General features: G+C 44.0%; 7 protein-coding genes, 2 tRNA genes and 2 rRNA genes (1 of these 11 running past the window's edge). All 11 read right to left on the bottom strand.

Annotation, left to right across the window (positions count from 1 at the left end):
- A 23S ribosomal RNA gene (locus ACZ5B7_RS00055) occupies positions 1–979 on the bottom strand; it reaches 1,956 nt to the left of the window's first position.
- A 113-nt stretch (positions 980–1,092) separates the two neighbouring features.
- Positions 1,093–1,168 (bottom strand) — tRNA-Ala (locus ACZ5B7_RS00050).
- Positions 1,169–1,189: 21 nt separating this feature from the next.
- Positions 1,190–1,266, bottom strand: a tRNA-Ile gene (locus tag ACZ5B7_RS00045).
- Between the two features lie 95 nt (positions 1,267–1,361).
- Positions 1,362–2,911 (bottom strand): 16S ribosomal RNA (locus tag ACZ5B7_RS00040).
- Together the 16S and 23S rRNA genes with 2 tRNA genes alongside form the textbook arrangement of a ribosomal RNA operon.
- Positions 2,912–3,167: 256 nt before the next feature.
- A complete protein-coding gene (gyrA, locus tag ACZ5B7_RS00035) occupies positions 3,168–5,690 on the bottom strand; it encodes a DNA gyrase subunit A (RefSeq protein WP_464492201.1) in 2,523 nt (840 codons plus the stop codon).
- 193 nt (positions 5,691–5,883) lie between these two features.
- Positions 5,884–7,806, bottom strand: a complete 1,923-nt coding sequence (gyrB, locus tag ACZ5B7_RS00030; protein WP_423800269.1) for a DNA topoisomerase (ATP-hydrolyzing) subunit B — start codon at positions 7,804–7,806, stop codon at positions 5,884–5,886.
- Positions 7,807–7,871: 65 nt separating this feature from the next.
- Positions 7,872–8,120: an extracellular matrix regulator RemB gene (remB, locus tag ACZ5B7_RS00025; RefSeq protein WP_213116948.1), complete on the bottom strand. Its 249-nt coding sequence runs from the start codon at positions 8,118–8,120 to the stop codon at positions 7,872–7,874.
- A gap of 8 nt (positions 8,121–8,128) precedes the next feature.
- Complete coding sequence (recF, locus tag ACZ5B7_RS00020; protein WP_464492200.1) at positions 8,129–9,247, bottom strand: DNA replication/repair protein RecF; 1,119 nt, start codon at positions 9,245–9,247, stop codon at positions 8,129–8,131.
- 20 nt (positions 9,248–9,267) lie between these two features.
- Entirely contained in the window at positions 9,268–9,483 is a 216-nt protein-coding gene (yaaA, locus tag ACZ5B7_RS00015) for a S4 domain-containing protein YaaA (RefSeq protein ID WP_213147829.1), read from the bottom strand.
- A gap of 150 nt (positions 9,484–9,633) precedes the next feature.
- Positions 9,634–10,770 carry a DNA polymerase III subunit beta gene (dnaN, locus tag ACZ5B7_RS00010; RefSeq protein WP_213147830.1) on the bottom strand — a complete coding sequence of 379 codons (1,137 nt, stop codon included), beginning with the start codon at positions 10,768–10,770 and terminating at the stop codon, positions 9,634–9,636.
- 183 nt (positions 10,771–10,953) lie between these two features.
- On the bottom strand, positions 10,954–12,300 hold the full coding sequence (dnaA, locus tag ACZ5B7_RS00005) for a chromosomal replication initiator protein DnaA (protein ID WP_464492199.1): 1,347 nt from the start codon (positions 12,298–12,300) through the stop codon (positions 10,954–10,956).
- Between the last annotated feature and the right edge of the window lie 200 nt (positions 12,301–12,500).

Below are 12,500 nucleotides of genomic sequence, written 5' to 3'. Positions count from 1 at the left end.
TAAGTCATTGGCATTCGGAGTTTGTCTGAATTCGGTAACCCGATGAGGGCCCCTAGTCCAAACAGTGCTCTACCTCCAAGACTCTAACTACGTGAGGCTAGCCCTAAAGCTATTTCGGAGAGAACCAGCTATCTCCAAGTTCGATTGGAATTTCTCCGCTACCCACACCTCATCCCCGCACTTTTCAACGTGCGTGGGTTCGGGCCTCCATCCAGTGTTACCTGGACTTCACCCTGGACATGGGTAGATCACCTGGTTTCGGGTCTACGACTACATACTAATTCGCCCTATTCAGACTCGCTTTCGCTGCGGCTCCGTCTCTTCAACTTAACCTCGCATGCAATCGTAACTCGCCGGTTCATTCTACAAAAGGCACGCCATCACCCATGAACGGGCTCTGACTACTTGTAGGCACACGGTTTCAGGATCTCTTTCACTCCCCTTCCGGGGTGCTTTTCACCTTTCCCTCACGGTACTGGTTCACTATCGGTCACTAGGGAGTATTTAGCCTTGGGAGATGGTCCTCCCTGCTTCCGACCGGATTTCACGTGTCCGGCCGTACTCAGGATCCACTCAGGAGGGAACGAAGTTTCAACTACAGGGCTTTTACCTTCTATGGCCGGCCTTTCCAGACCGCTTCATCTACCCCGTTCCTTTGTAACTCCATGTTGAGTGTCCTACAACCCCGAAAGGCAAGCCTTTCGGTTTGGGCTGTTCCCGTTTCGCTCGCCGCTACTCAGGGAATCGCGTTTGCTTTCTCTTCCTCCGGGTACTTAGATGTTTCAGTTCCCCGGGTCTGCCTTCAATACCCTATGTATTCAGGTAAAGATACTGCTCCATTACGAACAGTGGGTTTCCCCATTCGGAAATCTCCGGATCGGCGCTTACTTACAGCTCCCCGAAGCATATCGGTGTTAGTCCCGTCCTTCATCGGCTCCTAGTGCCAAGGCATTCACCGTGCGCCCTTTCTAACTTAACCTAAAAGGTTTTACTTACTCTTAAAAATAAGAGAGAAAAACTAAAATGGCGATTACTCGGTTCTTACTTGGTTACTTCTTCTTTTACGATTATCTAGTTTTCAAAGAACGATATTGGTGGAGGATAGCGGGATCGAACCGCTGACCTCCTGCGTGCAAAGCAGGCGCTCTCCCAGCTGAGCTAATCCCCCAATATTCACTGTAAAATTAAATGGTGGGCCTAAATGGACTCGAACCATCGACCTCACGCTTATCAGGCGTGCGCTCTAACCAGCTGAGCTATAGGCCCACAAAACATATTCAAAGAGAATTAACTTCTCAAAACTAAACAAACAAAAAACAGTCAACCTTATTATCAGCCCTAAAAGGCTGCATTATCCTTAGAAAGGAGGTGATCCAGCCGCACCTTCCGATACGGCTACCTTGTTACGACTTCACCCCAATCATCTGTCCCACCTTAGGCGGCTGGCTCCTTGCGGTTACCCCACCGACTTCGGGTGTTACAAACTCTCGTGGTGTGACGGGCGGTGTGTACAAGGCCCGGGAACGTATTCACCGCGGCATGCTGATCCGCGATTACTAGCGATTCCGGCTTCATGCAGGCGAGTTGCAGCCTGCAATCCGAACTGAGAATGGTTTTATGGGATTGGCTCCACCTCGCGGCTTCGCTGCCCTTTGTACCATCCATTGTAGCACGTGTGTAGCCCAGGTCATAAGGGGCATGATGATTTGACGTCATCCCCACCTTCCTCCGGTTTGTCACCGGCAGTCACCTTAGAGTGCCCAACTGAATGCTGGCAACTAAGATCAAGGGTTGCGCTCGTTGCGGGACTTAACCCAACATCTCACGACACGAGCTGACGACAACCATGCACCACCTGTCACTCTGTCCCCCGAAGGGGAAATTCCTATCTCTAGGAGTGTCAGAGGATGTCAAGACCTGGTAAGGTTCTTCGCGTTGCTTCGAATTAAACCACATGCTCCACCGCTTGTGCGGGCCCCCGTCAATTCCTTTGAGTTTCAGCCTTGCGGCCGTACTCCCCAGGCGGAGTGCTTAATGCGTTAGCTGCAGCACTAAAGGGCGGAAACCCTCTAACACTTAGCACTCATCGTTTACGGCGTGGACTACCAGGGTATCTAATCCTGTTTGCTCCCCACGCTTTCGCGCCTCAGCGTCAGTTACAGACCAGAAAGCCGCCTTCGCCACTGGTGTTCCTCCACATCTCTACGCATTTCACCGCTACACGTGGAATTCCGCTTTCCTCTTCTGCACTCAAGTCCCCCAGTTTCCAATGACCCTCCACGGTTGAGCCGTGGGCTTTCACATCAGACTTAAAGGACCGCCTGCGCGCGCTTTACGCCCAATAATTCCGGACAACGCTTGCCACCTACGTATTACCGCGGCTGCTGGCACGTAGTTAGCCGTGGCTTTCTGGTCAGGTACCGTCAAGGTACCGGCAGTTACTCCGATACTTGTTCTTCCCTGACAACAGAGCTTTACGACCCGAAGGCCTTCATCGCTCACGCGGCGTTGCTCCATCAGACTTTCGTCCATTGTGGAAGATTCCCTACTGCTGCCTCCCGTAGGAGTCTGGGCCGTGTCTCAGTCCCAGTGTGGCCGATCACCCTCTCAGGTCGGCTACGCATCGTCGCCTTGGTGAGCCGTTACCTCACCAACTAGCTAATGCGCCGCGGGCCCATCTGTAAGTGTCAGCCGAAACCGACTTTCAACCTCCCCTCATGCGAGGGAAGAAATTATCCGGTATTAGCTCCGGTTTCCCGAAGTTATCCCAGTCTTACAGGCAGGTTGCCCACGTGTTACTCACCCGTCCGCCGCTAATCACTGGGAGCAAGCTCCCAGTGATTCGCTCGACTTGCATGTATTAGGCACGCCGCCAGCGTTCGTCCTGAGCCAGGATCAAACTCTCCAATAAAGTTGAGTTGATTAGCTCAAAAATGTTACGTTGGCTTCGTTTCAAATGAAACGAATATTATTGTTTGTTGACGTTTTTGTTTGTTTAGTTTTCAAAGGTCAATTTCTCTATCGCTCAGAAGCGACTTTATAAATATACCACCCGTCTAAGTTAAAGTCAACATGTTTTAATTATTTTTTTACTATATAAACATAATAAATTCAAAAGTACTGTTAAATACAGCAAACGGAGCACCTATTACAGTGCTCCGTTTATGTTATTCTTCATCAGAATTGAGATTCACATCTGCGTTTTCACCTGATGCGTCTTCTTCTGTTTCCTCTGTACTTTCATTTTCCTGGACTTCTTCTTTTTCTACTTTAGCTACGGTTGCCACATATTCATTCTTTTCATCGCCAAGGCTGATTAGTTTTACACCCTGTGTATTCCGGCCCATTTTAGAAATGCCGGCTACATCAATACGAATCAAGACCCCGCCTGTTGTAATCAACATCAAGTCCTCTTCGCCGGTTACCGCTCTCATCGAGACAAGCTCACCGTTCTTATCTGTAATATGACAGGTCTTAATACCTTTCCCGCCGCGGCCTTGAATGCGGTACTCAGCAGCAGCAGTCCGCTTTCCATAGCCATTTTTTGTTACAATCAGCACTTCATTATCTTCCTCAAGCACTTCCATGCCGACAACTTCATCATCACTGTCCAAGGTAATGCCTTTTACCCCTGTTGCGGTGCGGCCCATCGAACGGACATCTGTTTCCGGGAAGCGGATCAGCATACCTTTACTCGTACCGATAATAATATGCTTGCTGCCGTCAGTCATACGGGCAGAAATAAGCTCATCGCCCTCACGCAGACTTATGGCGATTAGTCCGTTATTCCGGATATGTGCAAAGGATGACAACGGTGACCGCTTGGAGACACCTTCTTTTGTGGTAAAGAACAGGAACCAATCGTCCACGAATTCTTCAACAGGGATAATTGCATTTACCCATTCACCTTTTTCGATACCCAGCAGATTGATAATCGGAATGCCTTTCGCCGTGCGGCCGTACTCCGGAATTTCGTAACCTTTGGAACGATAAACCTTCCCCTTATTAGTAAAGAAGAGAATCGTATCATGGGTTGAAGTTGTGATCAAATGCTCGACAAAATCATCCTCATTGGTGCCCATACCTTGGATTCCGCGGCCGCCGCGTTTTTGTGCGCGGTACGTGGAGACAGGGAGACGCTTAATATAACCGTTATGGGTTAATGAAATGACGATGTTTTCGCGTGGAATCAAATCCTCATCCTCAATGTTTTCAATTCCGCCTGCTGCGATCTCAGTGCGGCGTTTATCATTGAAACGTTCTTTTATTTCAAGAAGTTCTTCGCGGATAATTTCAAGGACTTTTTCCTCGTCCGCTAAAATGGCTTTTAACTCTGCAATGAGTTTTACAAGCTCCTGATATTCATCTTCAATTTTTTCTCTTTCCAAGCCTGTTAAACGCTGCAAGCGCATATCTAGGATGGCCTGGGCTTGTTTTTCTGAAAGGTTAAATTGGGTCATTAACCCTTCACGGGCGATATCTGTCGTTTGCGAGTTGCGGATTAACGTAATGATAGCGTCAATATGGTCAAGTGCGATCCGCAGACCTTCTAAAATATGTGCCCTTGCTTCGGCTTTACGCAATTCAAATGCAGTACGGCGGCGAATGACTACCTTTTGATGCTCTAAATAATAGACTAAACATTGCTTTAGACTTAGCACCTTTGGCTGCCCATTCACAAGTGCTAGGGTGTTAATTCCAAAGCTGGTTTGCAGGGCAGTCTGCTTGTATAAATTATTCAGCAGAACATTGGCGTTGGCATCCTTACGAACTTCAATGACAATCCGCATTCCTCGGCGGTCTGATTCATCGCGCAAGTCAGTGATGCCATCAATCTTTTTATCACGGACCAATTCCGCTATTTTTTCAATCAGTTTTGCCTTATTTACCTGGTAGGGAAGCTCATTAACAATAATGACCTCTTTACCATTAGACTTCTGCTCAATTTCCACTTTAGCCCTTATTGTAATGGAGCCCCGTCCGGTTTCATAAGCCTTGCGGATGCCGCTTCGGCCTAAGATGATCCCTCCAGTAGGGAAATCAGGCCCCGGGATAATCTCCATCAGCTCCTGAGTGGTAATGTCAGGGTCATGGCTGACAGCCAAGACCGCATCGATTGTCTCGCCAAGTTGATGAGGCGGGATGTTGGTTGCCATCCCAACGGCAATTCCGGTTGTACCGTTCACTAATAGGTTAGGGAACCGCGCTGGCAAGACAACCGGTTCTCTTTCCTCACCATCATAGTTATCTTGATAATCAATCGTGTCTTTGTTAATATCTCTTAATAATTCCATTGAGATTTTCGACATTCTTGATTCAGTGTAACGCATCGCCGCAGCCGCATCACCGTCAACCGACCCGAAGTTCCCGTGGCCATCGACAAGCATATAGCGATAGTTGAAATCCTGCGCCATCCGCACCATTGTTTCATAAACGGCGGAGTCACCATGCGGGTGATACTTACCAATAACATCCCCGACAATACGGGCTGACTTTTTATATGGTTTGTCCGCATGAATTCCTAGATCGTGCATAGCATAAAGAATACGGCGGTGAACCGGCTTCAGGCCATCACGAACATCCGGAAGGGCACGTGAAACGATAACACTCATTGCATAGTCAAGAAACGAAGATTTCATTTCTTGGCTAATATTAATTTCTTTTACCTGAGAATTTGGTGTTTCAGCCATAATTGGTACCTCCTATTAGGGTGTCACCTAAAATAAAAAAGGAGGATAGTGGACACCTCTACCCTTTTTCCCTTTTTTTAGCTAATAGGAAATTATAAATTTCCACAAAAATTATAATTTCCTAACGCATAAATTCAACTACACCTCTATCTTCGTCCTACCGGACCCGCCAATCGGCGAGTTTTCATTTATGTTATATATCTAAGTTTTTCACGTATTGAGCGTTTTCTTCGATAAAGTTCCGGCGTGGTTCAACCTTTTCCCCCATCAGCATATCGAAGGTGTCATCCGCTTCGATCGCATCTTCAAGACTTACCTGAAGCATCGTTCTCGTACCTGGATCCATGGTTGTTTCCCATAACTGTTCAGGATTCATTTCTCCCAAACCTTTATAGCGCTGAATATTAGGCTTAGGCTGACTTGGCAGCTCGGCAAAAATCTTGTCAAGTTCCTTGTCGTTATAGGCATATTCTATCCGTTTCCCCTGCTGCACTTTGTAAAGAGGCGGCTGGGCGATATATACATAACCCGCCTCGATAATTTTCCTCATATAGCGGTAAAAGAAGGTCAGCAGCAGCGTACGAATATGGGCGCCATCGACGTCCGCATCTGTCATGATGATGACTTTATGGTAGCGGGCTTTTCCAATATCAAAATCCTCACCAATCCCAGTGCCAATGGCTGTAATCATTGCCCGGACTTCATTATTGGAAAGAATCCGATCAAGACGAGCCTTTTCAACGTTCAGAATCTTACCGCGAAGCGGCAGGATTGCTTGGAAATGACGGTCGCGTCCTTGTTTCGCTGAACCACCTGCTGAGTCACCCTCAACGATATATAATTCGCTTTCTGATGGGTCTTTAGAAGAACAGTCTGCCAATTTCCCGGGTAAACTAGATACTTCTAGTGCACTCTTGCGGCGGGTCAATTCCCTTGCCTTTTTGGCAGCGAGCCTTGCTCTTGCCGCCATTAGACCTTTATCGACAATCTTTTTAGCAACCATCGGATTTTCTAACAAGAACTTTTCAAAATGCTGAGCAAAAACGGTATCTGTTATCGCCCTGACTTCAGAATTTCCGAGTTTTGTTTTCGTTTGCCCCTCAAATTGCGGGTCTGGATGCTTAATCGAAACAATCGCTGTCAGGCCTTCACGAACATCCTCACCGGAAAGGTTTGCATCGCTTTCTTTAATCAGATTGTTTTTCCTGGCATAATCGTTAATAACCCTCGTTAATGCCGTTTTAAAACCAGATTCGTGGGTTCCGCCTTCGTACGTATGAATATTATTGGCGAATGAGTAGATGTTATCTGTATAGCCTTCATTGTATTGCAGGGCAACCTCAACGCTGATTCCATCCTTTTCGCCCTCCATGTAGATAGGCTCTTCAAGAATGACCTCTTTTGTCCGGTTTAAATGCTCCACATAGGATTTAATTCCGCCCTCATAATGATACTCATTGCGTTTATTTTCGACACGCTTATCTTCTATGGTGATTTTGATTCCTCGGTTAAGGAATGCAAGTTCACGAAGGCGTGTTGCCAGAATGTCAAATTCATACTCAAGTGTTTCTGTGAAAATTTCTCCGTCCGGCCTAAAATGGGTGATGGTTCCGGTTTTGTCGGTTGTTCCGACCACCTTTAGTTCAGAAGCGACATTGCCGCGTTCAAATTTTATTTCGTGAATTTTGCCGTCGCGATGTACATAGACTTCAAGCTCAGTAGATAGGGCATTAACAACCGATGCACCAACACCGTGCAGTCCGCCTGAAACCTTATAACCTCCGCCGCCAAACTTTCCTCCGGCATGGAGAACTGTCATAATGACCTCAACGGCAGGTCTGCCCATTTTTTCTTGGATGTCGACTGGAATACCGCGCCCGTTATCCGTTACCGTAATGCTGTTATCTTCTTCAATCGTGACATTGATTTCGTCACAGTAACCTGCAAGTGCCTCGTCAATACTATTATCAACGATTTCCCAAACAAGATGGTGAAGCCCTTTGCCGCTTGTTGAACCGATGTACATACCCGGTCTTTTCCTTACAGCCTCCAGGCCCTCCAACACTTGTATCTGATTGGCATCATATGCCTGCTCCTGAACTGCTTTTTGATCCATTGTCACTTGATTCACCTGCACTTTCTGCCAAATAAATCCTTATTTTTTGAAAAATTATTGTGCTATTAAAATTCTTGTAAATGCATTTGGCTGGAACGTCTTTTTAACGTTCCGGAGGCTATCGGGGACAAATACACTTTGTCAAATGTAATCACAACTGATTTAAAAGGATTTTTTGAGAGGTTGATGACCTTATCCTGATGCCGCTGCAGGAATTCCCCAGCCAACTCAGAATTTTTCACACTATCTTTGTCCAATATGGAGATAATATCCTTTGCCCTAATATTGAGATCTTCCCCGATATGAATATACATGTTCCACCTCAATCTACTTTCTGAATAATACCGGACGAAACCTGGAAGGTTGAGGCTTCCTTTAATGTCTGGTGGTCTATGCCATCAACACTAGTTGTGGTAACAAAGGTTTGAACTTTACCCTGGATGGTATTTAATAAATGCGATTGCCGATAATCATCCAATTCCGACAACACATCATCCAACAGTAAAATTGGGTACTCACCAATTTCCGCCTGAATTAATTCAATTTCAGCGAGCTTTACCGACAGTGCAGTCGTCCGCTGCTGTCCTTGTGATCCGAACGTTTGCACATCTCTTCCGTTTACGAAAAACAATAAATCGTCCCGATGTGGGCCAAATAGGGTAGTACCGCGTTCGATTTCTTTTGTCTTCACCTTTCCGAACTTTTCTTCAAAGCATGTTACCATTTTCGACAAATCTTGTTCTTCTAATACCTCTACGGAAGGTTTATAGTTGATTTCAAGTGTTTCCAGGCCCCTTGATATCCCTTTATGAATCGGACCAGCCCATTTTGCAAGCAAGTGAAGGAATTCAAATCTCTTCGCAATAATCTTTACAGCAACTTGAATAAACTGCTCTGTTAAGATCTCGAGCATTGTTTGGTCCGTTTGTTTTTTTATCTGAAGCATTTTCAGATAATGATTGCGCTGTTGAAGTATTTTTTGATATTGGCTCATATCATGTAAGTAAATAGGGGATATCTGGCCAATTTCCATATCAATAAATCGCCTGCGCACCTGCGGACTTCCTTTTACCAAATTAAGATCCTCAGGAGCAAACATGACAACATTCATATTCCCGACATACTGGCTTAATTTCTGCTGCTCAATATGATTAAGTCGTGCTTTTTTTCCCTTTTTTGAAATAACTAATTGTAAAGGCAATGAGCTGTACTGTTTTTGAACCCTACCCTCTATTTTAGCATACTCCTCGTCCCAGCGAATAAGTTCTTTATCATTAGAGGTCCGGTGGGACTTAGCCATGGCCAAAACATAAATGGATTCCATCACATTGGTTTTGCCTTGAGCATTTTCACCTAATATGACATTTACTTTATTTTCAAATTCAATAAATAACTCTTCATAATTTCGATAGTTTTTTAACGATAATGCTTCAATATACATAAGACACGTCGTCCCTTTACCTATTCGGTAATCACAAATTCTCCAATACCGGGAATTTGGACTTTGTCACCGGCGCGAAGTTTCCTTCCTCTTCTTTGATCCTGTTCGCCATTTATAAACACTTCATGCTCACTTAAAAACCACTTGGCCATTCCGCCAGTAGAAATAACATCGGCAATCTGCAAAAACTGTCCCAATGTTATAAATTCCGCTTCGAGCTTTATTTTTTCAGGCATCCGCATCACCTAATTCTTAAAAAGTCTCAATACTTTATTTTACTAAAAAAACGGAACAGTTACAAAGGAAACCAAAAATAAACTTATGTTTGTCAAAAAGAAGACCGCCAGTGGAAGAAAGGCGGCCTATGAATAATAGCTTATATATGTTTAGTATGTTCTTACCGGCAAGATAAGCTGTAAAATCGTTTCATCATGAAGCGGGCGGATCAGGAATGGACGCATGGCCCCAGTAAAGCTCACTCTAATGTCCGTTCCTTCAAGAGCCTTCAACGCATCCATCATGTATTTAGCACTGAAAGAAATTTTTAAATCTTCTCCCTCAATCGATTCACTTTGGATTTCTTCGACAACCTTCCCGATTTCTGGAGTATTGGAGGAGATTTCAATGATTCCTCCCTCAATGGTAGATAGCTTAACCACATTATTTCTGCCTTCGCGTGCTAAAAGGGAAGCACGATCAATAGCATGTAAAAATTCCTTTGTGTTGACAGTGACATCCGTTTTGCTTTCATTCGGAATCAATCTTGATGTATCAGGATAGTTTCCTTCCAACAATCTTGAGAAAAATAAAAGGTGCTTTGCTTTAAACAAAATTTGATTCTCGGTAATGACAATATCAATTTGCTCATTCGAGTCATCAATAATTTTGCTAAGCTCATTCAGGCTTTTTCCTGGAATGACAACGTTGTAGCTATCACTCGTCTCCATTTCTACTTTAGCTTTGCGGAGTGCAAGGCGATGGCTATCTGTTGCAATACAGGTTAATTCGCCATTCTCAATTCGCCAGTTTACACCTGTCAAGATTGGCCGTGTTTCAGATGTGGACACCGCAAAATGAGTTTGTCTGATCATTGCCTTCAATAGGTCAGTGGCAATATGGAATTTATTATTTTCTTCAATCTGTGGCAGGTGTGGATATTCCTCTGCATCCAAACCAATCAGGTTAAATTCTGATTTACCGGAACGAATAACGGTTTGCAGGTGGTTTAATACTTCAATTTCGACAGAATCTGTTGGCAGCTTTTTCACGATTTCGCTAAAAAACTTCGCCTGCAAAACAATGGAGCCTGTTTGTTTAATTTCGACAATCTCATCGCCGGCGTCTTCTTTAGGAATAAAGGATTCAATTGAAATATCAGAATCACTTCCAGTTAAGGTTACTCCCTCGTCCGTTGTGGTGATTTTAATCCCCGTTAAGATTGGAATGGTTGTTCTCGATGTGACAGCCTTCATTACATCCTGGACACTTTGAACTAAGCGGTCGCGTTGGATTATAAATTTCATGTTTAAATCCTCCGTTTTAGGAATATTTTTAATGCAATTACATATAATATTTTTTTAAAAAAATTAGTAGAAGTACTAGTAGGGCTTGTTAACATGTGGATAACTAACTTTTTCAAAGGAAACACAGCCTATCCACATGTGGACAGACTGTGTATACATTCTCGTAAGTTATTCACAATAGGTCTAAATTTTCAACAGGTCATTTAGTTCTTTAATTTGCCGTTGCAGTTGAGAATCAGTTAGCAGCAGCTTTGAAATTTTTTCATGAGCATGAATAACAGTGGTGTGGTCACGGCCGCCAAATTCTTCTCCTATTTTCGGCAAAGAATAATCGGTTAATTCACGAGATAAGTACATCGCAATCTGCCTTGGAAAGGCAATTGACTTTGTCCGCTTTTTCGCCTTAAAGTCTTCAAGCTTAATGCTAAAATGTTCGCCAACAATCTTTTGAATATCATGAATGGTAATTACTTTTGGCTTAGAGGAAGGAATAATATCCTTCAATGCCTCCGCTGCCAGATCAGCATTGATATCCTTATTGATTAACGAAGAATAAGCGACAACTCGGATCAGTGCCCCTTCAAGCTCACGAATGTTGGAATCAATTTGATTCGCAATATACAGCATCACTTCATTAGGAATATCGAGGCCCTCTGCCTTCGCTTTCTTTCGCAAAATGGCAATTCTCGTTTCCAAATCTGGAGGGGTGATATCTGTGATTAAGCCCCACTCAAAGCGTGAACGCAAGCGGTCCTCCAAGGTTGGAATTTCTCTTGGCGGCCGGTCACTGGAAATGACGATTTGCTTACTTTCTTCATGAAGGCTGTTAAAGGTATGGAAAAATTCCTCCTGGGTTGATTCTTTTCCAGCCAAAAACTGAATATCATCTATAAGGAGGACATCCACGTTTCGATATTTATTGCGGAAATTCTCAGCCTTGTTGTCACGAATCGAGTTAATAAATTCATTTGTAAATTTTTCTGATGATAAATAAACTACTTTAGCTGAAGGATTATGGTCTAAAACATAATGGCCGATCGCATGCATTAAGTGCGTTTTTCCTAATCCGACGCCTCCGTAAATAAATAAGGGATTGTATGCTTTGGCCGGGGCTTCCGCAACGGCAAGCGAAGCAGCATGGGCAAAGCGGTTTCCGGATCCAATTACAAAAGTATCAAATATATATTTTGAATTTAAAATATTGGAAGGAAAATCGTTATGCTCATCATCCTTTTTCGCCTTTTTTGGCGGTGTCGGGATTTCAAGCTCCTCTTCCTTCTGATTTTGCGGAATGATAAACTTTACAGCTAATTCTTCCCCTGTAATATCGTAAAGAATTCCTGAAATTAGCTGAGAATAGCGTTCCTCCAGCCAATCGCGGGCAAACTCATTTGGCGCTGTGATGACAAGCAAATCGCCCTGAAGGGAATGAGCCTTTGTTGATTTTAGCCAAGTATCAAAGCTTGGTTTGCTGATTTTTTTCTCTATATTGGCAAGGGCCGCATGCCAAAGATCCGCAATATTTTCCACTAGTTTCCCTCCTTTTTATTTAAATACTCCGATGACGTTAAACTCCTAAGAAACGTTATCTATTTGAATTATTCATCTCTCATTCGGTGCAATATTGGGTATGAAAAATTTTTTCATCCGTAAGTACAACCTATTAATTTATTAAAATATGAACAGTGCTTGTGGAAAACATATAATAAGGAAATAATGTGGAGTTTCGA

It is taken from the genome of Neobacillus sp. S1115 (assembly GCF_055385565.1).
This window is presented reverse-complemented; position numbering and strand designations above follow the sequence as displayed.